Raw genomic sequence first — 22,005 nt, 5'->3', positions numbered from 1 at the left:
CAGAAAAAAGGGGCTACATTATGACGCCCCGACGCGGAACCGGCAATGAGCGCCTGTCGCAGTGACGCAAGCCAGCGCTCATGCCCTTTCGAGCCTGACAGCCGGCACCGTCACCGGTACAATCGGTCTCTTTGCCGCAACGCTTGGAGTGCAATCTCCCGTGTCAGTTCTGCGCCTACCGCAAATGTCGGCCACGGCCGGCAAACAAACCTGGGGCAACTTGCCCGGTGCCGCCCTCAGCCTTGCCATCGCCGAGGCTGCCAGCAGCGCTGGCCGCTTCACCCTGCTGCTGACGACCGACAGCCAGGCCGCCGACCGTCTGGAGCAGGAGCTGCGCTTCTTTGCCCCGGGCCTGCCAGTGCTGCCGTTCCCCGATTGGGAAACCCTGCCCTACGACCTGTTCTCGCCGCACCAGGACATCATCTCCCAGCGCATCGCCAGCCTGTACCGCCTGCCGGAGCTGAGCCACGGCATCCTCGTGGTGCCGATCACCACCGCCCTGCACCGCCTGGCGCCCACACGCTTTCTGCTGGGCAGCAGCCTGGTGCTGGATGTGGGCCAGACCATCGACGTGGAACAGATGCGCACGCGCCTGGAAGCCAGCGGTTATCGTTGCGTCGACACCGTCTACGAGCATGGCGAGTTCGCCGTGCGCGGCGCGCTGATCGACCTGTTCCCGATGGGCAGCAAGCTACCCTACCGTATCGACCTGTTCGATAACGAGATCGAGACGCTGCGCACCTTCGACCCCGAGACCCAGCGCTCGATCGACAAGGTGGATTCGGTGCGCCTGCTGCCAGCACGCGAATTCCCGATGCAGAAGGAAGAAGTGACCCGCTTCAAGGCACGCTTTCGCGAGCGCTTCGACGTCGACTTCCGCCGCAGTGCAATCTTCCAGGACCTGGCCAGCGGCATCATCCCCGCCGGTATCGAGTACTACCTGCCGCTGTTCTTCGAAGACACCTCGACCCTGTTCGACTACCTGCCGACCGACACCCAGGTGTTCTCGCTCCCCGGCGTAGAACAGGCCGCCGAGCACTTCTGGAACGACGTGCGCGGGCGTTATGAAGACCGCCGCGGCGACCTCAGCCGGCCGCTGTTGCCGCCGGCCGAGCTGTTCATGCCGGTGGAAGATTGCTTCGCCCGGCTCAAGCAGTGGCCCCGGGTAGTGGTCAGCAGCGAAGAGCTCGACCCTGGGGTGGGCCGCGAGCGCTTCCCGGCGCGCGCCCTGCCCAACCTGGCCATCGAGGCCAAGGCCAACCAGCCGCTGGCCGAGCTGGCCAACTTCCTCGACCAGTTCCCCGGCCGCGTACTGTTCACTGCCGAATCAGCGGGCCGCCGTGAAGTGCTGCTGGAGCTGCTCGAACGGCTGAAGCTGCGCCCGCATACCGTCGATGGCTGGGACGATTTCATAACCGGTGCCGAGCGCCTGGCGATCACCATCGCCCCGCTGGACGACGGCCTGCTGCTGGACGACCCAGGCCTGGCCCTGATTGCCGAAAGCCCACTGTTCGGCCAGCGGGTGATGCAGCGCCGGCGCCGTGACAAGCGCGGCGAAACCGCCAACGACGCGGTCATCAAGAACCTCACCGAGCTGCGCGAAGGCGCGCCGGTGGTGCACATCGACCATGGTGTCGGCCGCTACCTGGGCCTGGCCACCCTGGAAATCGACGGCCAGGCCGCCGAATTCCTGACGCTGGAATACGCCGAGAACGCCAAGTTGTATGTGCCGGTGGCCAACCTGCACCTGATCGCCCGCTACACCGGCAGCGACGACGCCCTGGCACCGCTGCACCGGCTGGGTTCGGAGGCCTGGCAGAAAGCCAAGCGCAAGGCCGCCGAACAGGTCCGCGACGTGGCCGCCGAACTGCTCGACATCTATGCCCGCCGCGCCGCGCGCAAGGGCTACGCGTTTGCCGACCCGTCCGCCGACTACGCCACCTTCAGCGCCGGCTTCCCGTTCGAGGAAACCCCGGACCAGCAGGCTGCAATCGAGGCCGTGCGAGCCGATATGCTGGCACCCAAGCCAATGGACCGCCTGGTCTGTGGCGACGTGGGCTTCGGCAAGACCGAAGTGGCCATGCGCGCGGCGTTCATCGCCGTGCACAGTGGCCGCCAGGTGGCTGTACTGGTGCCCACCACCCTGCTTGCCCAGCAGCATTACAACAGTTTCCGCGACCGCTTTGCCGACTGGCCCGTGACCGTGGAAGTGATGAGCCGCTTCAAGTCGGCCAAGGAAGTGGCCGCCGCCGCCGCGGACCTTGCCGAAGGCAAGATCGACATCCTCATCGGCACCCACAAGCTGCTGCAGGACGACGTGCGCTTCAAAGACCTGGGCCTGGCCATCATCGATGAAGAGCACCGCTTTGGCGTACGCCAGAAAGAACAGCTGAAGGCGCTGCGCAGCGAGGTCGACATCCTCACCCTGACCGCCACGCCGATTCCGCGCACGCTGAACATGGCGGTGGCGGGCATGCGCGACCTGTCAATCATCGCCACGCCGCCAGCACGCCGTCTGTCTGTGCGCACCTTCGTCATGGAGCAGAACAAGAGCACGGTCAAGGAGGCGCTGCTGCGCGAACTGTTGCGCGGTGGCCAGGTGTACTACCTGCACAACGATGTGAAAACCATCGAAAAATGCGCCGCCGACCTTGCCGAGCTGGTGCCTGAGGCACGCATCGGCATCGGCCACGGGCAAATGCGCGAACGCGAGCTGGAACAGGTGATGAGCGATTTCTACCACAAGCGCTTCAACGTGCTGGTGGCCTCGACCATTATCGAAACCGGTATCGACGTGCCCAGCGCCAACACCATCGTCATCGAGCGCGCCGACAAGTTCGGCCTGGCCCAGCTGCACCAGTTGCGTGGCCGGGTTGGCCGTAGCCACCACCAGGCTTACGCCTACCTGCTCACACCTACCCGTCAGAAGGTCAGCGCCGACGCCGAAAAGCGCCTGGAGGCGATCGCCAACACACAAGACCTTGGCGCAGGCTTCGTGCTGGCCACCAACGACCTGGAAATCCGCGGGGCCGGCGAGCTGCTGGGCGAAGGCCAGAGCGGGCAGATCCAGGCGGTGGGCTTCACCCTGTACATGGAAATGCTCGAGCGCGCGGTCAAGGCAATCCGTAAAGGTACCCAGCCGAACCTTGAGCAACCACTGGGCGGCGGCCCGGAGATCAACCTGCGCCTGCCGGCACTGATCCCCGAAGACTACCTGCCTGACGTGCATGCGCGTCTGATCCTGTACAAACGCATTGCCTCGGCTGCCGACGAAGAAGGCCTCAAGGACTTGCAGGTCGAGATGATCGACCGCTTCGGCCTGTTGCCAGAGCCGACCAAGAACCTGATGCGCCTGACGTCGCTCAAGCTGCACGCGGAAAAGCTCGGGATCAAGAAAGTCGATGCGGGGCCCAATGGTGGCAAGCTCGAGTTCGAAGCCGAAACCCCGGTCGACCCGTTGACCCTGATCAAGCTGATCCAGGGCCAGCCCAAACGTTACAAGTTCGAAGGCGCTACCCAGTTCCGCTTCCTGGTACCGATGGAACGCCCCGACGAACGTTTCAATACCCTGGAGGCGCTGTTCGAGCGCCTGACCCCACAGCCTGCCTAAGGAAGACCCATGCGTGCCATCCGTTGCCTGACCCTGCTGCTGGCGCTGTTCGCCCCAGCTGCCTTCGCCGAAGGCCTGTATCAGGTAGAAATGATTCTGGTGCGGCAGAACAGCGTGCCCGCCTTCACCAGCCCGTTCGCCCCCGAAGACTGGAGCGCCGGCGCCCCACGCCTGACCAAGGACGCCGAGCGCCCCCCAGCACTGGAAGATGAAGCCACCCGCCTGGAAGCCACCGCCGACTACACGGTGCTGATGCACAAGGCCTGGCAGCAGCAGGTGGGCAGCGAACCCAGCCGCATCGCCGTGGGCGAAGGCACCGAACAGTTCGGGCACTTCCCTATCGAAGGCAACCTGAGCATCGCTGAAGGCCGCTTCATCACCGTCGAGGCCAACTTCTGGGTCAACCAGCTGGATGGCAACGGCAACGTGCTGCAAAGCGAGCAGTTCAGGCAAAGCAACAGCAACGTCAAGGGCGGCCAGCTGACCTTTCTCGACGGCGGGCACCTGGCGGTACTGCTGAAGGTGACACCACCGGGTACGCCGAAAATGCCGGTGATGGACCCGGAGATGATGGAGCAGTAGGCCAATGAAGCACGATGCCGCCGAGATGGTGAACGCTTATCCGAACTGGATTCAATCGTTCAGCAAAGCTGCCCTGCAGCGCGGTGAGCGGTATGCCGAGGAAGGCAGGGCCGAACTGGAGGGCGTGTATGGGCAGACCATCACCGCCAATTGCCAGGGGAGCGGCAACAACCACTACCGGCAACGCATCGAGCTGCACGTGGCGGGCGGCCGCTGCCATGTGCGCGGTGAATGCGATTGCCCGGTACGGCATAACTGCAAGCATTGCGCCGCTGTACTCTTCTGCGTGAGCGACCGCTTTTCCAGTAATGGGGGCATGCAAGCCAACCCGGGCACCCTGTCCGCCGAACTGCAGCACTGGTTGAGCGGCCTGGAGCAGGCCCCACCCAAAACCGACGCGACCGAAGACAAACGCGGGCGCATGGTGTGCTATCAGCTGCAGCTCACCGACGATGCCGGCTGCGCCCTGCTTGTCCGCAAAGGCACGCGAACGGAAGACGGCATCCGCTTCAGCCGCGTCCAGTCACTTTACGACTTTCTCTACGAGCCACCGCGCTTCGTAACAGACGAAGACATCCGCATTCTGCGCCTGCTCTCGGCCCTGAATCAGGGCGGCGGCCAAGATCGCGGTTACAAACTGAAGGGCCACGAAGGTGGCGAGTTGTTCCAGCGCGCCCTCGAAACCGGGCGAATGTTCTTCGATACCGACCTCCCCCCGCTTCATGAAGGCCCGGTGCGCCACGCCGAGTTTCGCTGGGTACGCCTGGACAACGGAAACTACCGGGGGCGGTGGTACAGCGGCGAAGAAATGCTGCGCTGCGTCATCCCGCTGCTGCCGCTTTACTACCTGAACCTGCCGACCCGTGAAGTGGGCAAAGTCGAGCACAGCCTGGATCCGCACGTCGCCGTGCAGTTGACTATCGCACCCGATGTACCGGAACACCTGGTCGTACCCCTGAGCCACAAGCTCAATGCCCTCAGCCACAAGGTGCCGACCCCGACGCAAGTGCAGGAGCAGTTGCTCGATAACATCCAGCCAAAGCCCCTTCTTGCTCTCGGCAGCCTTGAATACACCGCCTACATGCCAAAAACCGGTCGCATGCAACGGCAGATGCAACATCGCGCCGCATTGGCGTTCGATTATGACGGCTTGCAGGCCAGCGGCACCGATGAAAAGCCACTGACCCGCCTGGCAGGCAGCACCAGCCAGCGCATTCGCCGCCAGACTCAAGCCGAGCAGGCGTTGCGCCAGATGCTGCGCGATTTCGGCTTCAAACCTGCCACACGGCAGAGCAAGGCACTCCCCGACAGCGCCGGCGAAATGCATCAGTTGCCAGACGACGAAGCCTGGTTGCGTTTTGCCCGCGAAGGCCTGCCGCGCCTGCGCGAAGCCGGCTGGGACATCGACATTCACCGCGACTTCGCCTTCAACCTTCAGGAGGTGGACGACTGGTATGCAACCATCGACGAAGCGCCCGGCCATGAATGGTTCGACCTGGAACTAGGCATTGTGGTCGATGGCCAACGCCACAGCCTGCTGCCGATCGTATTGCACCTGCTGCGCAGCAGCCCGGAGCTGCTACGCCCTAGCGAACTGGCCCGGCGCAGTGACGATGAGCACCTGCTGATCGACCTCAACCGCGGCCGTCCCGATGCCCCCGCCTTGCGCGTCGCCCTGCCCTACGGCCGCATCAAGGCAGTCATGGGCACCCTGGGCGAGCTCTACTTGCACGAGGACACGGCAGGCCCGTCCCTGCGCATGGAGCGCGCCGACGCCGCGCGCCTGAACGAAATCGAAGGCCTGCCCCTGCACTGGGAAGGTGGCGAGCATGTACGCGATCTGGGCCGCCGCCTGCGCGATGCCCGCGACCTGCAGGTAGAACCGCCCACCGGGTTGCAGGCCAGCTTGCGCCCCTATCAGCAGCAAGGCCTGAACTGGCTGCAGGCCTTGCGCGAAATGGGTACCGGCGGCATCCTCGGCGACGACATGGGCCTGGGCAAGACCCTGCAGGCCCTGGCCCATCTGCTGCTGGAGAAGCAATCCGGGCGCCTGAGTACACCGGCCCTGGCGGTCATGCCAACCAGCCTCATACCCAACTGGCTGGACGAAGCCCAGCGCTTCGCGCCCGGCCTGCGCGTACTGGCCCTGCATGGGCCGGGGCGCAGCAAGCACTTCACCAAGCTCCATGAGTACGACCTGGTCCTGACCACTTACGCCCTGATACCACGCGACCTCGAACAGTTGCGCCCCCAGGCCTGGCACATGCTGATACTGGACGAGGCGCAAAACATCAAGAGCAGCAGCAGCAAGGCCGCCCTCGCCGTCTGCGAGCTACAGGCCGGCCAGCGCCTGTGCCTGACCGGCACGCCGATGGAAAACAACCTGGGCGAACTGTGGTCGATCTTCCACTTTCTGATGCCCGGCTGGCTGGGCGACCTGAAGCGCTTCAACCAGGATTACCGCAACCCGATCGAACGTCACGGTGACAGCGAGCGCATGGCCCACCTGGCCAGCCGCATCCGGCCGTTCCTGCTGCGCCGCACCAAAGAGCAGGTGGCCACAGAGCTGCCGGCCAAGACCGAGATGGTGCACTGGGTCGAGCTCAGTGACGCCCAGCGCGATACCTACGAGGCCGTGCGAGTAGCCATGGACCAGAAAGTCCGCGACGAAATCGCCCGCAATGGTGCCGCACGCAGCCAGATCGTGATCCTCGATGCGTTGCTCAAGCTGCGCCAGGTGTGCTGCGACCTGCGCCTGGTCAAGGGGGTGGAAAGCAAAGGCAACCAGGCCGACAAGGGCAAGCTGGGTGCGCTGCTGGAAATGCTCGAAGAACTGCTCAGCGAAGGGCGCCGGGTATTGTTGTTCTCACAGTTCACCTCAATGCTGGCGCTGATCGAGCAGGAGCTCGAGAAGCGCAAGATCCGCTACAGCCTGCTGACCGGTGACACTCGCGACCGTCGCACGCCAGTGCAGCAGTTCCAGCAAGGTAACAGCGAAGTGTTCCTGATCAGCCTGAAGGCGGGGGGCGTAGGCTTGAACCTGACGGCGGCGGACACCGTGATCCACTTCGACCCCTGGTGGAACCCGGCCAGCGAAAACCAAGCTACTGACCGAGCCTACCGCATCGGTCAGGACAAGCCGGTGTTCGTGTTCAAGCTGATTACCCGGGGCACGGTGGAGGAGAAGATCCAGCTGCTGCAGCAGGAAAAGGCAGCATTGGCCGCCAGCCTGCTGGACGGCGGGCAGGCTGGGCAGTGGCGGCTTGGCGATGAAGAAATCGAGGCCCTGTTTGCGCCATTGCCCGGAAAACGCGGGCGATAGATCGAAAACGGATACAGCCCGCGCGGGCCTCTTCGCGGGCAAGCCCGCTCCTACAGGCACAGCCCTGCCCCAGGTGGCGATGCGGTACCTGTGGGAGCGAAGAGGCCAGCGCAATCAATCGACCAACTGAGCTTCCTTCAACGCCCCCAGCGCCTCCAGCCAGCGCGGCTGCTGGCGATAATCGGTTCGTGCAAAACCTTGCCCGCGCATCCGCGCAATCCGCGGCGACGGCTTGACCTTCATGCGCTGCGCCGCACTCAGCGCCAGCTCCGCCGCCGCCCGGTCATTGCACACCAGGCCCATGTCACAACCGGCGCTCAGCGCCGCCTCGATACGGCTGGCCGCGTCGCCCACCACATGCGCACCGGCCATCGACAGGTCATCACTGAAGATCACCCCGTCAAAGCCCAGCTCACCACGCAAGATGTCCTGCAACCAACGCCGCGAGAAGCCGGCTGGCTGGTTGTCGACCTGCGGGTAAATGACATGCGCCGGCATCACTGCCGCAAGCTGCCCACTCAGGCGGGTAAACGGCACCAGGTCGGCCTGGCGCAGTTGTTCCAGGCTGCGCTCATCGGTGGGGATAGCCACGTGCGAATCGGCTTCGGCCCAACCATGCCCCGGGAAATGCTTGCCACAAGCGGCCATTCCCGCCGCATTCATGCCACGGATGAACGCGCCGGCCAGTCGCGTTGCACGCAGCGGGTCACCCTCGAAAGCGCGGCTACCCACCACGGCGCTACGCTGGTGGTCCAGGTCGAGCACCGGAGCAAAGCTGAGGTCCAGACCAACTGCCAGTACCTCGGTCGCCATCAGCCAGCCGCACTGCTCAGCCAGGTATTCAGCATTGTCGTTATCGGCCAGCGCACGCATGGCCGGCAGGCGCACGAAGCCCTGGCGCAGTCGTTGTACGCGACCACCCTCCTGGTCCACTGCCAGGATCAGTTCGGGGCGAATGGCGCGGATGGACGCGCACAGTTCGCGCACCTGGCGCGGGCTGTCGATATTGCGGGCAAAGATGATCAGGCCAGCCACTTCGGGCTGGCGCAGCAATTGACGGTCTTCGGCGGTCAGCCATTTACCGGCGATATCCACCATCAGGGAGCCTTGCAGGCTGACAGTCATGGGTAATCCTTCATTGAAGACAGAGAGAGGCCCAATTGGGGGCAGCAGACACCCACAGGCACGCGCCGCTGGCCACAGGCGAAGCCATAAGAGCACTGGTCAGCGAGGGAAATGTGAAGTAGATCGAGATCGGGCATGGGCGCTAGCTTAGCGGAAGCGCCCTGCCACGCCCAGCCTTCAGGCCTTGGCGGTAGCCGAGCTGGTCTTTGTTCGCGGGCGCAGCTGCGCAGTGGCCATCGCCTCGTCGGTCACACCGCTGTCAGCGCGCATGCCTGCCGCCAGGAACGGCACCATCAGGCGCATCACCTGCTCGATCGAAGTGTTGATGCCGAAGTCGGTCTCGGCAATCGCCCGCAAGGCCTTGATACCGGACATGCTGAAGGCCGCGGCACCCAGCATGAAGTGCACACGCCAGAACAGTTCCAGTGGCGGAATGCGTGGCGCAGCTTCGTTCACAAGCAGCATGTAGCGGCGGAACACCTTGCCGTACATGTCTTCCAGATAACGCCGCAGGTGACCCTGGCTCTGGCTGAACGCCAGACCCAGCAGGCGCATGAAGATCGACAGGTCGTTGTTGCTACGCGGCTGCACGGCCAACGCCTGCTCTACGAGCATTTCCAGCAGTTCTTCGAGGCTGGGCTTGTGCTCCGGCTTGGCCTGGCGCCGCTCCAGTTCACGCTCGAGACTGGCGCAGAACGGGCCAAGGAAACGCGAGAAAACAGCCTGGATCAGCGCCTTCTTGGAGCCGAAATGATAGTTGACTGCCGCCAGGTTGACCCCGGCCTTGCTGGTAATCAGCCGCAACGAGGTTTCGGCGAACCCCCTTTCCGCGAACAGCTGCTCGGCAGCATCGAGAATGCGTTCAACGGTTTCCGATTGGGCCATGACTACTCCGACTACTCCGCCAGACAAACAGGTGTTTGAAACATACGTTTCAGCCCTGCGTCTGTCAAGGCTCGGTGACTGGGCGGTCGCCATTTAAAAGGCGCAAGCTGGAAGCTGCAAGCATCAAATAACAGCAACACCGGCCGGATATCACGAAATCGCTTCTGGGGTGACTGAGATCGGATGGACTGCCGTTTCGCCCTTTCTTGCAGCTTGGAGCTTGCAGCGGGCCCGACACTGTATATAATCCCAGTCACTGTACAAAAAGACAGAGCGCTTACCATGTTGAAACTGACGCCACGCCAAGCCGAAATTCTCGCGTTCATCAAGCGCTGCCTGGAAGACAACGGCTTCCCGCCCACCCGCGCGGAGATTGCTCAGGAGCTGGGCTTCAAGTCGCCCAATGCCGCCGAGGAGCACCTCAAGGCGCTTGCCCGCAAGGGCGCGATCGAAATGACGCCGGGCGCTTCCCGCGGCATCCGCATCCCTGGCCTGGAAGCCAAGGCCGAAGAAGCCGGCCTGCCCATCATCGGCCGGGTAGCTGCCGGTGCGCCGATTCTTGCCGAACAGCACATCGAGCAATCCTGCAACATCAACCCTGCCTTCTTCCACCCCCAAGCCGACTATTTGCTGCGCGTACACGGCATGAGCATGAAGGACGTCGGCATCTTCGACGGTGACCTGCTGGCTGTGCACACCTGCCGTGAGGCCCGCAACGGCCAGATCGTGGTGGCGCGTATCGGCGACGAAGTCACCGTCAAGCGCTTCAAGCGCGAAGGCAGCAAAGTCTGGCTGCTTGCTGAAAACCCCGAATTCGCCCCCATCGAAGTCGACCTGAAAGAACAGGAACTGGTGATCGAGGGCTTGAGCGTCGGCGTCATTCGCCGCTGATCCAGGAGGCGTCATGCAGCAGTTCATTCACGCACCCGAGCAAGCCCAGTTGCCCCTGTTCGAAGCATTCCTCGCACAGCCCGTGCTGCCAGGCCTGAAAGCCAGGGAGCCAGCGCGCAAGAGCAGCCAGCCCGAACTGTTCAGCGAACTGTCGCTGCGCGGCGCCCCTGGCCACTGCCAAAGCCTGCTGGCGCCGGTGCTGCGCGAGCTGAGCGAAGAGGACGAGGCCCGCTGGCTGACCCTGATCGCCCCGCCGCCAAGCCTGACCCAGGCCTGGCTGCGCGATGCCGGGCTCAACCGTGAACGTATTCTGCTGCTGCAACCCCGCAGCAATCAAAGCGCGCTGCAGCTGGCCTGTGAGGCCTTGCGCCTGGGCCTCAGCCACACCGTGGTGAGCTGGCTGGGCAACGTCAACGCCACTGCACGCCAGCAACTGCTACGTGCAGCCAGTGCCGGAAACGCACAAAGCCTGAACATCCGCCTCGGCTGATGTTCAGGCTTTGCCTGTCACTTCAAATAGCCTGATACGCTGCTGCACACTCAGTGCAGCACACGCGGCCCTTCATCACGCTCAAGCTCGCCATCCATCAGGCGACCGGCCATCTGCACGCCCACACTGAGCATGGCCTTGGCCACTTCCACATGCTGACCCTGCAGGAACACCTTGGCGTCTTCCGAGAAATCCAGGGTTACCAGAGAGCCCTCATCCTCGGCGCGACGAAGTTCGATGCGGCCATCAGACAACTCGACAATTTCCAGAAAAGACGTAGACATAAATGGCAGTTCTCCGCGAAAGGCGATTATTGTACCAGCCGTTGCGGCTATCAGCACTCACTCAACGCGTCACGGAAACGTCTCACCAGACTTTTGAGGTCATTTCGCCAGCTTTCCAGCTCGGCACGCGACAGCGCTGGATGCTCAGGCTCATCAAGATTGACGGCTTGAATCAGGGGCTGGGTAACGTCGGTTTTCGGCGCTTTTCTGGCGACCGGTGGTCGGAACAAATCGGCATAAGCACCGAGCATTTGCGCCAGCCAGGTTTCCCGCTGGCGGGCCAGTTCCAGCAACTCGGCCACTTCCGGGATGGTTATACCGTTAAGGGCATCGTCGGCCAGGGCCTGCTCCACCGTTGCGACAACCGGAAGGCGGTAGAAGCCCCCGATTTCATGGCACAGCCCCAACAGAGCACCATACAGGTGGAACAGCGCCGACTCGCGTTCAGCCTGAACCAAGCCCTGGGCATTCATGGCCTGGCTTTGTTCAGCCTTGGCCATGGACTCGAGGGCGAGGCCGGCGAAGAACAGTTTCTGGTTGGTGCGGGTGTAGAGTTCCTGGGCCATTTCAGTGCCCTCCCATAAGGCTACAAGGCGGATATCTGCATCATAAATGATTGGGGCCGCTTTGCGCCTTTCGCGGGCTTGCCCGCTCCCACCAGTACAGCGCCACATTCAAGGGCGGCGCGATACCTGTGGGAGCGGGCAGGCCCGCGAAGGGCGCAAAGCGGCCCCACATTACAGCACCGATGGATCAGCGCTTGTCTTCAACCTTCCAGGCATTGCCGTCGTAGAACGCCTTCCAACCGGTCGGCTTGCCATCGACCTCGGACTGTACGTACTGCTCCTTGGTCTTGCGGCTGTAGCGAATCACCGCCGGGCGGCCATCCGGGTCTTTCTGCGGCGCATCGCACAGGAAGTGGTACTTCGGGTCGATCTCATGCTTGTGCGGCACAATCTCCAGCACCAGCGGCGCACGGGTTTCGCGGTTCTTGGGGAACTGGCTGGCTGCCAGGAACAGCCCCGAAGCACCGTCGCGCAGCACGTAGGTATCGTCGACCTTCTCGCACTTGAGCTCCGGCATGTCTACCTTGTCCATCTTCGGCGGCGCCGCCTCGCCGCTCTTGAGCAGCTTGCGGGTGTTCTTGCACGCCGGGTTGGTGCAGCCGAAGAACTTGCCGAAACGGCCAGTCTTCAATTGCATCTCGCTACCGCACTTGTCGCACTCCAGGCTCGGCCCTTCGTAGCCCTTGATGCGATAGTTGCCTTCCTCGATCTCGTAACCTACACAGTCCGGGTTGTTACCGCAGATGTGCAGCTTGTGCTTCTCGTCCAGCAGGTAGGCGTCCATCGCCGTGGCGCAGATCGGGCAACGGTGCTTGCCCAGCAGTACGCGCGATTCCGACTCGCCCTCGTCGTCAGCAGCAATCTCGTCGCCCGGCACCAGGTTGACGGTAGCCTTGCAGCGCTCTTTCGGCGGCAGGCTGTAGCCAGAGCAACCCAGGAACACGCCTGTAGAGGCGGTGCGAATCATCATCGGCCGGCCACATTCCTTGCACGGAATGTTGGTCATGGTCGGCTGGTTGGCGCGCATGCCGTCTTCGCTGGACTCGGCAGTCTGCAGCTTTTTGCTGAAGTCGCCGTAGAACTCGTCGAGCACGTTCTTCCAGTCACGCTCGCCCTGGGCCACGTCGTCAAGGTTCTCTTCCATGACGGCGGTAAAGCCGTAGTCCATCAGGTTGGAGAAGCTCTCCGACAGGCGCTCGGTGACGATGTCGCCCATCTTCTCGGAGTAGAAGCGGCGGTTGTGCAGCGTCACATAGCCACGGTCCTGGATGGTGGAAATGATCGCCGCGTAGGTCGATGGGCGGCCAATGCCGCGCTTTTCCATTTCCTTGACCAGGCTGGCTTCGGTGAAGCGCGCCGGTGGCTTGGTGAAGTGCTGGCTCGGGTCGATCTGAATCAGTTTAAGCGCTTCGCCCTGAACCATTTCTGGCAGCACGTCGTCTTCGCCCGGCTTGCTCTGCTGGGGCAGCACACGGGTGTAGCCGTCGAACTTGAGGATGCGGCCCTTGGCACGCAGCTCGAAATCGCCGGCAGCGACGGTGACGCTGGTGGACAGGTACTGCGCTGGCGGCATCTGGCAAGCCAGGAACTGGCGCCAGATCAGCTCGTACAGGCGCTCAGCATCACGCTCCATGCCACTGAGCTTGGTCGGATGGGTATTCACGTCAGAAGGTCGAATCGCTTCGTGCGCCTCCTGGGCGCCCTCCTTGCTGCCGTAAACCAGTGGCGCCTCCGGCAGGTACTGCTTGCCGAACTCCCGCTCGATGTAGCTGCGCGCCATATCCAGGGCGTCAGCCGACAGGTTGGTCGAGTCGGTACGCATGTAGGTGATGTAACCAGCTTCGTACAAGCGCTGGGCCATCATCATGGTTTTCTTCACACCGAAGCCCAGGCGGTTACTGGCCGCTTGCTGCAAGGTGGAAGTAATGAACGGTGCCGATGGCTTGCTGCTGGTCGGGCGGTCTTCGCGCTTGACCACGCTGTAGCTGGAAGCCTTGAGCTTTTCCAGCGCAGCCATGGCCTGAGCTTCATTCAGCGGCTTGAAGGCCTCGCCCTTTTCGCGCGCCACCTCGAAACGCACCTTGGCGTTCTTGGCGGTGCCGAGGTCGGCGTGGATTTCCCAGTACTCTTCCGGGATGAACGCGCGGATCTCACGCTCACGCTCCACCACCAGCTTTACCGCTACCGACTGCACACGGCCAGCGGACAGGCCGCGAGCAATCTTGGCCCACAGCAATGGCGAAACCATGTAACCGACCACGCGGTCGAGGAAACGCCGCGCCTGTTGGGCGTTGACCCGGTCGATGTCCAGCTCGCCCGGCTGCGAGAAGGCCTCCTGAATGGCCTTCTTGGTAATTTCGTTGAACACCACGCGCTTGTAGCGGGTGTCGTCACCCCCGATGGCCTCGCGCAGGTGCCAGGCAATGGCTTCCCCTTCGCGGTCCAAGTCGGTTGCGAGATAGATGGTGTCGGCATCCTTGGCCAGGCGGCGCAGCTCTTCGATCACCTTTTCCTTGCCAGGCAGGATCTCGTACTTGGCCTTCCAGCCATGGTCGGGGTCGACGCCCATGCGCGCCACCAGCTGGCGGCGGGCCTTTTCTTTCGGCGAAAGCGCCGGCGCCTCACCCGCAGCCTTTCCACGCTTGGCGGCCGGCTCTTTGCTCGCGCTGGCCGAACCGCTGGTGGGGAGGTCTCGGATATGGCCGATACTCGACTTCACCACGTACTGGTTGCCCAGGTACTTGTTGATGGTCTTGGCCTTGGCCGGGGATTCCACAATGACCAGCGATTTGCCCATGGATCGGAGTATTCCTGAATCTGAAGATAAAAAACGCGCCAAGTGCCAGACGCGGCACCGCTATATATAGTGGCAAAAGTGTGAGGTCAAGCTCGGACGATCAGTCGTGCGACTTGCCCAGCAACCCGGGCAGCCCCTCTTCGGCCTTGACCAAAGCAAAGCGTGGCACCTGCTCGCCGTCAACTTCTACGGACTCCTCGAACATCGAAAGGGGGCGTACCCAGAAGCTGTAATCACCATACAGGCATTGGTAGAACACCATCCACTCTTCAGTTTCGGAGTGCCGCGCAACACTGAAGACACGGTACTCAGGCCCTTTGTAATGCCGGTATACGCCTGGTTGTATCTGCATGTTGCACACCTCCTGAATAAAACCTGAAAAAAACAAAACCGGGGCACAAGGCCCCGGTTGCTGTCCCGCTACGCGATCAGACGCGTTCGAAGACAGTGGTGATACCTTGGCCCAGGCCGACGCACATGGTCGCAACACCCAGAGTACCGCCATTTTGCTTCATGACGTTGAGCAGGGTGCCGGAAATCCGCGCCCCGGAGCAACCGAACGGGTGGCCCAAGGCAATCGCGCCGCCGTGCAGGTTAACCTTCTCATCCATCTTGTCGAGCACTTTCAAGTCTTTCAGCACTGGCAGGGCCTGTGCAGCGAAGGCTTCATTGAGCTCGATGAAGTCGATGTCAGCCATGGTCAGACCGGCACGCTTGAGGGCTTTCTGGGTCGATGGCACCGGGCCGTAACCCATGATCGCCGGGTAGACACCCGCCACCGCCATCGAGCGGATGACCGCCAATGGCTGGATACCCAGGTCCATCGCACGCTGGCCGGACATCACGATCATGCACGATGCGCCGTCGGTAATCTGCGACGAGGTACCGGCAGTGACAGTACCGCCTTTCGGGTTGAACGCAGGCTTGAGCGATGCCAGGCCTTCGAGGGTAGTTTCCGGGCGAATGGTTTCGTCGAAATCGAACACCTTCAGGAAGCCGTTCTCGTCATAGCCCTGCATCGGGATGATCTCATCCTTGAACTTGCCTTCGACAGTGGCCTTGTGGGCCAGCTGGTGCGAACGCAAGCCGAACAGGTCCTGCTGCTCACGGGTGATGCCGTGCATCTTGCCGAGCATTTCCGCAGTCAGGCCCATCATCCCGGAAGCCTTGGCGGCATGCAAGGACAGGTGCGGGTTGGGGTCGACGCCATGCATCATGCTGACGTGGCCCATGTGCTCCACGCCACCTACCACGAACACATCACCGTTACCGGTCATGATCGCCTGGGCAGCCGTGTGCAGGGCGCTCATCGACGAACCGCACAGGCGGCTGACGGTCTGCGCCGCAGAGGTGTGCGGGATCGGGGTCATCAGCGAGGCCATGCGGGCGATGTTCCAACCCTGCTCCAGGGTCTGGTTGACGCAGCCCCAGATCACGTCCTCGACTTCTTTCGGGTCGACCTTGCCGTTGCGTTCCAGCAGTTTGCTGATCAGGTGCGCCGACATGTCTTCAGCGCGGGTATTGCGGTGCATGCCACCCTTGGAGCGGCCCATTGGCGTGCGACCGAAGTCGACAATCACCACGTCTCTTGGATTCAGGCTCATATCAAATCTCTCGCTCTAGCTCGTTGACCGCTCAGTTGAAGAAGCGCTGGCCGTTCTTGGCCATTTCACGCAGCTTGGCGGTCGGGTGGTACAGCGGCCCCAGGTCGGCGTACTGATCGGCCAGGGCAACGAATTCGGCCACACCGATCGAGTCGATGTAACGCAGCGCACCACCGCGGAAGGGAGGGAAACCAATGCCATAGACCAGGCCCATGTCGGCTTCGGCAGCGGTTTCGACGATGCCGTCTTCCAGGCAGCGCACAGTCTCCAGGCACAGCGGGACCATCATCCAGTTGATGATGTCTTCATCGGTCACTTCACGCTGCTCGAACACGATAGGCTTGAGCACGTCCAGCACGGTGGCATCGAAGACCTTCTTCGGCTTGCCGCGCTTGTCGGTTTCGTAGGCGTAGAAGCCCTTGCCGTTCTTCTGGCCCAGGCGGTTGGCCTCGTACAGCGCGTCAACGGCCGAGCGACGCTCGTCCTTCATGCGGTCCGGGAAACCTTCGGCCATCACATCGCGGCCATGGTGACCGGTGTCGATGCCGACCACGTCCATCAGGTAGGCCGGGCCCATCGGCCAGCCGAACTTTTCCATGACCTTGTCGATACGCACAAAATCGACACCGGCGCTGACCAGCCTGGCGAAGCCGCCGAAGTACGGGAACAGCACGCGGTTGACCAAAAAGCCCGGGCAGTCGTTGACCACGATCGGGTTCTTGCCCATTTTCTTGGCGTAGGCCACGGTGGTGGCAACCGCCACTTCACTGGACTTCTCGCCACGGATCACTTCAACCAGCGGCATCATGTGCACCGGGTTGAAGAAGTGCATGCCGACGAAGTTTTCCGGGCGCTTGAGCGCCTTGGCCAGCAGGTTGATGGAAATGGTGGAGGTGTTGGAAGCGAGGATCGCATCGTCCTTCACCTGGCCTTCCACTTCCGCCAGCACCGCTTGCTTGACCTTCGGGTTCTCGACCACAGCCTCGACGACGATGTCCACATTGGCGAAGTCGCCATAGGACAGGGTCGGGCGAATGGCGTTGAGCGCCTCGGCCATCTTGGCCGGGGTCAGGCGACCCTTTTCGACGCGGTTGCCAAGCAGCTTGGAGGCCTCGTTCAGACCCAGCTGAATGGCTTCTTCGCGGATGTCCTTCATCAGGATCGGCGTACCTTTGACCGCCGACTGGTAGGCGATACCGCCGCCCATGATGCCGGCGCCGAGCACGGCGGCCTGCTTCACGTCGTGGGCGATCTCGTCATGTGCCTTGGCCTTGCGCTTGAGTTCCTGATCGTTCAGGAACAAGCCTATCAGGCTCTCGGCGACCGAGGTCTTGGCCAGCTTGGCAAAGCCTGCGGCTTCGACTTCCAGGGCCTTGTCGCGACCGAAGTTGGCGGCTTTCTGGATGCTCTTGATCGCTTCGACCGGGGCCGGGTAGTTCGGGCCGGCCTGGCCTGCGACGAAGCCCTTGGCAGTCTCGAAGGCCATCATCTGCTCGATGGCATTGAGCTTGAGCTTCTCCAGCTTCGGCTGGCGCTTGGCCTTGTAGTCCAGCTCGCCACTGATGGCACGCTTGATCAGGTCGAGGGCACCGGCCATCAGCAGCTCAGGGGCAACCACGGCATCGACGGCCCCCACTTTCAGGGCGTCTTCGGCACGGTTTTCCTTGCCGGCGGCGATCCACTCGATGGCGTTGTCCGAGCCGATCAGGCGTGGCAGGCGCACGGTACCGCCAAAGCCCGGGTAGATACCCAGCTTGACTTCCGGCAGGCCGATCTTGGCGCTGGAGGACATGATCCGGTAGTCGGCCGCCAGGCACATTTCCAGGCCGCCGCCCAGCGCGATGCCGTTGATGGCGGCAACGGTCGGCACTTCGAGGTCTTCGAAGGCGTTGAAGATGCGATTGGCTTCCAGGTTGCCAGCGACCAGTTCGGCCTCAGGCAGCTTGAAGTTGTCGACGAACTCGGTGATGTCGGCGCCGACGATGAACACGTCCTTGCCACTGCTGACGATCACGCCCTTGACCGAGGCATCGGCCTGGATGGCATCGACGGCCTGGCGCAGCTCGTTCAGGGTAAGGCGGTTGAACTTGTTGACGGACTCACCCTTGAGGTCGAACTTGAGCTCGACGATGCCACTTTCAAGAGCCTTAACCGTGATGGCTTTACCTTCGTAAATCATCAACTGATCTCCACGATATGGAAGCTGAACTGTACACGCCGATCGCTGCAGCAGAAGCAGGCCTAGCTGCCCTGCCCCAGGCACACCCGTCAGCGCGCTAGTCGGAAGTATGGCTTGGCGTCATGACATACAAACGCTCAATTCATACGCCCGTTTGATTTGGGTGTGCACACATTCTCCGAAAAGATGGGCGTTGTCAAATGCTCACGAGCACGGCGAAAACGCGACTTTCCAGTCATTTTCTATCGTTCGGGTACAAAACATGATGACAGTGATCGCCGGTCATTCATGTCAGCGATTGACCACACGTATTGGCTGGAGTGCTTTGCGCTTGCGCGGCGAGCCAGGGCGACTACACTGGCTCTTGCTTGAATGAATACCCGGCCTGCCTGGCCTTTTCTGCGCAGCAGAACGCAAAGCGGCGACTTGGCACCCCACCCCTTCAGGGTCATGCCGAGCCGCCGCTTTGTCGTTGTGGGAGCGGGGTTGGTGTCACCCCAGGATGTGTGGTGACCTGTCAGGCCAAGGTTTCGAGAGCATGGGCAACATCCTGCAATACAGCAGTATCGCCGCGCTCGGTCCAGTACAAGGCAATCATCCGCGCATCGGCCTCTACCTTGTACACACTCGCCGGCAAACGCGACAAGGCGCCCATGAAGCGTGGGTCTTCACAGGGTTCACGCCACTGATTCCACCACACCCCGGGGCTGACCTGCCAGAAACTGAAGCTGTCCTCATGCCCACGGCGCCGGGCCCGGTGATACTGCGGGCAGGGGCTTGGCGGCTCCTTTTCCAGCCAGTGCGGCCACTGCTGCGGCGCCAATTGCATGGCCAGACCCATGCGCCGTGCCTCCAGGCGCAACTTCATCTGCTCGCTCTGCTTGCGCGAACTGCGCAGCCAGGAAAGCGGGCTGAGAATCAGCGCAAGGATTGACACCACCAGCAATACCGTCATATCAGTAGTTCCCATAAAGCGTTGCAAATGAGCTGGTTAGCCATTTTCACGGTAGACCCGCCCTAAAGCGACCATACTTCTTCTATCGCGATTGTCAGGAGTACCGCTCATGAAATACGAACATTTGTTGGTCGCCGTCGACCTGACCGAAGAGTGCGACCCGGTGATCAAGCGCGCCATGGCGCTGGCAGAACCTTCGAACGCCAAGGTATCCCTGGTGCACATCGTCGAGCCGATGGCCATGGCTTTCGGCGGTGACGTACCGATGGACCTGTCGCAGCTGCAACAGCAGCAGTTCGACCAGGCCAAGGAGCGCATGGACCGCCTGTTCAACAAATACCCGGAAATCAACCGCGGCGACTCGCACCTGACCTACGGCCAACCGCGCCAGGAAATCCACCAGCTGGCCAAGGACCAGAACTGCGACCTGATCGTGGTCGGCAGCCATGGCCGTCACGGACTGGCATTGCTGCTGGGCTCCACGGCCAACGATGTACTGCACGGTGCGCCGTGTGACGTGCTGGCGGTGCGCTTGCTGAAGAAGGATTGATTTGACCTGAACCGGCCTCTTCGCGGGCAAACCCGCGCCTGCAAGGGTATGGCGATCCCTGTAGGAGCGGGTTTACCCGCGAAGAGGCCGAAACAGGCTAACGCCAATCAGCCTTCCAACTCAGCCCAGCGCTCTACCAATGCATCCAGTTCGCCCTGCAGCTTCTCGATCTGTGCCAACACCGCCGAAGTTTCTGCAATCGGCCGCTGATAGAAACCCGCCGCGTTCACTTCTTCCTGAGCCTCGGCCATACGCTGTTCCAGCTCGTCGATCTGCCCCGGCAGCATCTCCAGCTCACGTTGCAGCTTGTAGCTGAGCTTCTTCTTCGAAGGCTCTTCCACCACCGCCGCAACAACAGGTTCAGGCTTGGCCTCGACCTTCTCCACCACCGCGCTGTTGAGCGCGGATTTGCCGCCCTTGCTCTCGGTCACACCCAGCAGCTTCGGCGAGCCGCCCTGGCGAATCCAGTCCTCGTAGCCGCCCACATACTCACGCACCTTGCCCTCGCCTTCGAACACCAACGTGCTGGTGACGACGTTGTCGAGGAAGGCCCGGTCGTGGCTGACCATCAGCACGGTACCTTTGTAGTTGGACAGCACCTCCTCCAGCAGCTCGAGGGTTTCCACGTCCAGGTCGTTGGTCGGTTCGTCGAGCACCAGCAGGTTGGCCGGCTTGCTGAACAGCTTGGCCAGCAGCAGCCGCGCACGCTCACCACCCGACAGCGCCTTGACCGGCGTGCGCGCACGCTGGGGGCTGAACAGGAAGTCGCCCAGGTAGCTCAGCACGTGGCGGTTCTGGCCATCGATCTCGATGAAATCACGGCCCTCGGCCAGGTTGTCGATCACGGTCTTTTCCAGGTCGAGCTGGTGGCGCATCTGGTCGAAATACGCCACCTCGAGCTTGGTACCGCGCTCCACTTTGCCCGCTGTGGGCTCAAGGTCGCCCAGCATCATCTTGAGCAAAGTGGTCTTGCCGGTGCCGTTTGCGCCCAGCAGACCGATGCGGTCCTGCCGCTGCAGGACCATGGAAAAGTCCTTGACCAGCAGAGGCCCGTCCGGGTGATGGAAGCTGACATTTTCCAGCACCATTACCTGCTTGCCGGATTTGTCCGCAGCTTCGATCTGGATGTTGGCCTTGCCCTGTCGTTCGCGACGCTCGCCACGCTCCACACGCAAGGCCTTCAGTGCACGCACACGGCCTTCGTTGCGGGTACGCCGGGCCTTGATACCCTGGCGAATCCACACTTCTTCCTGGGCCAGGCGCTTGTCGAACAGCGCGTTGGCGGTTTCCTCGGCGGCCAGTGCGGCCTCCTTGTGCACCAGGAAGCTGGCGTAATCGCCGTTCCAGTCGATCAGGCCGCCGCGGTCCAGCTCGAGAATGCGGGTAGCCAGGTTCTGCAGGAACGAACGGTCGTGGGTGATGAACAATACCGCGCCGTTGAAGCCACGCAGGGCCTCTTCGAGCCAGGCGATGGCACCGATGTCCAGGTGGTTGGTCGGTTCGTCGAGCAGCAGCAGGTCGGGCTCGGACACCAGCGCCTGGGCCAGCAGCACGCGGCGGCGCCAGCCACCGGACAGCTCGGCCAGGGTCTTGTCGGCCGGCAGTTGCAGGCGACTGAGCGTGCTTTCAACCACCTGCTGCAGGCGCCAGCCGTCGCGGGCCTCCAGCTCGTGCTGGACGTGCATGAGCTTTTCCAGGTCTTCATCGCCCTGGATGTTCATGCTCAGGTGGTGGAACTGCGCCAGCAACTCGCCCACGCCGTCCAGGCCTGCGGCTACCACGTCGAACACTGTGCGCTCGTCGGCCACCGGCAGCTCCTGCGGCAGCTCACCGATCTTCAGGCCCGGGGCACGCCAGATTTCGCCGTCGTCGCCCTTCTGCTCGCCCTTGACCAGGCGCAGCATGCTCGACTTGCCGGTGCCGTTGCGGCCGATGATGCACACCCGCTCGCCACGAGCGATCTGCCAGGACACTTTGTCCAGCAGCGGCATGGCGCCGAATGCGAGGGACACATCGCTGAATTTGAGCAGGGTCATGTTCGTCTCCATAAATCGGGCGCGCATTCTACCTGACTTGGCCCCCGACGGCATCCGCCAGGCCAACCGGTGAGCGCCTGGCGACATCTGGTCGAACTTAATATCCCGATACAAGCACAGTGCTTTCAC

At 62.4% G+C, this 22,005-nt stretch carries 16 protein-coding genes; 6 read left to right on the top strand and 10 right to left on the bottom strand.

Annotation, left to right across the window (positions count from 1 at the left end):
• Positions 1-160: 160 nt before the first annotated feature.
• From mfd to ACF8EA_RS04785, 3 genes are read left to right on the top strand one after another with little or no spacing between them, the layout of a single operon-like run.
• Positions 161-3,610 carry a transcription-repair coupling factor gene (gene mfd / locus ACF8EA_RS04795; protein ID WP_392521191.1) on the top strand — a complete coding sequence of 1,150 codons (3,450 nt, stop codon included), beginning with the start codon at positions 161-163 and terminating at the stop codon, positions 3,608-3,610.
• Positions 3,611-3,619: 9 nt separating this feature from the next.
• Entirely contained in the window at positions 3,620-4,192 is a 573-nt protein-coding gene (locus tag ACF8EA_RS04790) for a peptidoglycan binding protein CsiV (protein ID WP_028697563.1), read from the top strand.
• Between the two features lie 4 nt (positions 4,193-4,196).
• Entirely contained in the window at positions 4,197-7,514 is a 3,318-nt protein-coding gene (locus tag ACF8EA_RS04785) for an SNF2-related protein (RefSeq protein ID WP_392521190.1), read from the top strand.
• A 114-nt stretch (positions 7,515-7,628) separates the two neighbouring features.
• Here the strand turns inward: ACF8EA_RS04785 and nagZ are convergent, their stop codons facing one another.
• Both nagZ and ACF8EA_RS04775 read right to left on the bottom strand, forming a co-directional pair.
• Positions 7,629-8,627, bottom strand: a complete 999-nt coding sequence (gene nagZ / locus ACF8EA_RS04780) for a beta-N-acetylhexosaminidase (RefSeq protein ID WP_172402813.1) — start codon at positions 8,625-8,627, stop codon at positions 7,629-7,631.
• A gap of 189 nt (positions 8,628-8,816) precedes the next feature.
• On the bottom strand, positions 8,817-9,524 hold the full coding sequence (locus tag ACF8EA_RS04775; protein WP_021785423.1) for a TetR/AcrR family transcriptional regulator: 708 nt from the start codon (positions 9,522-9,524) through the stop codon (positions 8,817-8,819).
• A gap of 282 nt (positions 9,525-9,806) precedes the next feature.
• Here ACF8EA_RS04775 and lexA point away from each other — a divergent pair, with 282 nt between their 5' ends.
• The gene (gene lexA / locus ACF8EA_RS04770) at positions 9,807-10,415 is read left to right on the top strand and encodes a transcriptional repressor LexA (RefSeq protein ID WP_010953131.1); all 609 of its coding nucleotides are present in this window, start codon (positions 9,807-9,809) and stop codon (positions 10,413-10,415) included.
• Positions 10,416-10,428: 13 nt separating this feature from the next.
• Positions 10,429-10,905 carry an SOS-induced cell division inhibitor SulA gene (sulA, locus tag ACF8EA_RS04765; protein ID WP_104962209.1) on the top strand — a complete coding sequence of 159 codons (477 nt, stop codon included), beginning with the start codon at positions 10,429-10,431 and terminating at the stop codon, positions 10,903-10,905.
• Positions 10,906-10,955: 50 nt separating this feature from the next.
• Here sulA and ACF8EA_RS04760 read toward each other — a convergent pair whose 3' ends face one another.
• The 7 genes from ACF8EA_RS04760 to ACF8EA_RS04730 form a co-directional block, all read right to left on the bottom strand.
• Positions 10,956-11,189, bottom strand: coding sequence for a hypothetical protein (locus ACF8EA_RS04760; RefSeq protein ID WP_392521189.1), 234 nt, complete (start codon positions 11,187-11,189; stop codon positions 10,956-10,958).
• Between the two features lie 50 nt (positions 11,190-11,239).
• Complete coding sequence (locus tag ACF8EA_RS04755) at positions 11,240-11,755, bottom strand: DUF6586 family protein (RefSeq protein ID WP_028697562.1); 516 nt, start codon at positions 11,753-11,755, stop codon at positions 11,240-11,242.
• Positions 11,756-11,942: 187 nt separating this feature from the next.
• A complete protein-coding gene (gene topA, locus ACF8EA_RS04750) occupies positions 11,943-14,552 on the bottom strand; it encodes a type I DNA topoisomerase (RefSeq protein WP_021785427.1) in 2,610 nt (869 codons plus the stop codon).
• Between the two features lie 100 nt (positions 14,553-14,652).
• Positions 14,653-14,904 carry a DUF1653 domain-containing protein gene (locus ACF8EA_RS04745; RefSeq protein ID WP_021785428.1) on the bottom strand — a complete coding sequence of 84 codons (252 nt, stop codon included), beginning with the start codon at positions 14,902-14,904 and terminating at the stop codon, positions 14,653-14,655.
• Positions 14,905-14,980: 76 nt separating this feature from the next.
• Positions 14,981-16,156 carry an acetyl-CoA C-acyltransferase FadA gene (gene fadA, locus ACF8EA_RS04740; RefSeq protein ID WP_392521188.1) on the bottom strand — a complete coding sequence of 392 codons (1,176 nt, stop codon included), beginning with the start codon at positions 16,154-16,156 and terminating at the stop codon, positions 14,981-14,983.
• 31 nt (positions 16,157-16,187) lie between these two features.
• A complete protein-coding gene (gene fadB, locus ACF8EA_RS04735; RefSeq protein WP_103469276.1) occupies positions 16,188-18,335 on the bottom strand; it encodes a fatty acid oxidation complex subunit alpha FadB in 2,148 nt (715 codons plus the stop codon).
• A 517-nt stretch (positions 18,336-18,852) separates the two neighbouring features.
• Complete coding sequence (locus tag ACF8EA_RS04730) at positions 18,853-19,290, bottom strand: hypothetical protein (protein WP_021785430.1); 438 nt, start codon at positions 19,288-19,290, stop codon at positions 18,853-18,855.
• 109 nt (positions 19,291-19,399) lie between these two features.
• On the opposite strand from ACF8EA_RS04730, the gene ACF8EA_RS04725 reads away from it, so the two are divergent.
• Positions 19,400-19,840, top strand: a complete 441-nt coding sequence (locus ACF8EA_RS04725; protein ID WP_135192526.1) for a universal stress protein — start codon at positions 19,400-19,402, stop codon at positions 19,838-19,840.
• A gap of 107 nt (positions 19,841-19,947) precedes the next feature.
• On the opposite strand, the gene ACF8EA_RS04720 is transcribed toward ACF8EA_RS04725, so the two are convergent.
• On the bottom strand, positions 19,948-21,876 hold the full coding sequence (locus ACF8EA_RS04720) for an ATP-binding cassette domain-containing protein (RefSeq protein ID WP_021785432.1): 1,929 nt from the start codon (positions 21,874-21,876) through the stop codon (positions 19,948-19,950).
• Positions 21,877-22,005: the final 129 nt, after the last annotated feature.

The sequence above is a fragment of the Pseudomonas sp. YQ_5 genome (genome assembly GCF_043103305.1).
Lineage (GTDB): Bacteria > Pseudomonadota > Gammaproteobacteria > Pseudomonadales > Pseudomonadaceae > Aquipseudomonas > Aquipseudomonas putida_Y.
This window is presented reverse-complemented; position numbering and strand designations above follow the sequence as displayed.

Excerpts from the sequence above, each read along its gene's own strand:
- ACF8EA_RS04790 (WP_028697563.1), top strand. The coding sequence starts at position 3,620 with ATGCGTGCCATCCGTTGCCTGACCCTGCTGCTGGCGCTGTTCGCCCCA.
- ACF8EA_RS04785 (WP_392521190.1), top strand. The coding sequence starts at position 4,197 with ATGAAGCACGATGCCGCCGAGATGGTGAACGCTTATCCGAACTGGATT.
- ACF8EA_RS04775 (WP_021785423.1), bottom strand. The coding sequence starts at position 9,524 with ATGGCCCAATCGGAAACCGTTGAACGCATTCTCGATGCTGCCGAGCAG.
- lexA (WP_010953131.1), top strand. The coding sequence starts at position 9,807 with ATGTTGAAACTGACGCCACGCCAAGCCGAAATTCTCGCGTTCATCAAG.
- sulA (WP_104962209.1), top strand. The coding sequence starts at position 10,429 with ATGCAGCAGTTCATTCACGCACCCGAGCAAGCCCAGTTGCCCCTGTTC.
- ACF8EA_RS04760 (WP_392521189.1), bottom strand. The coding sequence starts at position 11,189 with ATGTCTACGTCTTTTCTGGAAATTGTCGAGTTGTCTGATGGCCGCATC.
- ACF8EA_RS04755 (WP_028697562.1), bottom strand. The coding sequence starts at position 11,755 with ATGGCCCAGGAACTCTACACCCGCACCAACCAGAAACTGTTCTTCGCC.
- topA (WP_021785427.1), bottom strand. The coding sequence starts at position 14,552 with ATGGGCAAATCGCTGGTCATTGTGGAATCCCCGGCCAAGGCCAAGACC.
- ACF8EA_RS04745 (WP_021785428.1), bottom strand. The coding sequence starts at position 14,904 with ATGCAGATACAACCAGGCGTATACCGGCATTACAAAGGGCCTGAGTAC.
- fadA (WP_392521188.1), bottom strand. The coding sequence starts at position 16,156 with ATGAGCCTGAATCCAAGAGACGTGGTGATTGTCGACTTCGGTCGCACG.
- fadB (WP_103469276.1), bottom strand. The coding sequence starts at position 18,335 with ATGATTTACGAAGGTAAAGCCATCACGGTTAAGGCTCTTGAAAGTGGC.
- ACF8EA_RS04730 (WP_021785430.1), bottom strand. The coding sequence starts at position 19,290 with ATGACGGTATTGCTGGTGGTGTCAATCCTTGCGCTGATTCTCAGCCCG.
- ACF8EA_RS04725 (WP_135192526.1), top strand. The coding sequence starts at position 19,400 with ATGAAATACGAACATTTGTTGGTCGCCGTCGACCTGACCGAAGAGTGC.
- ACF8EA_RS04720 (WP_021785432.1), bottom strand. The coding sequence starts at position 21,876 with ATGACCCTGCTCAAATTCAGCGATGTGTCCCTCGCATTCGGCGCCATG.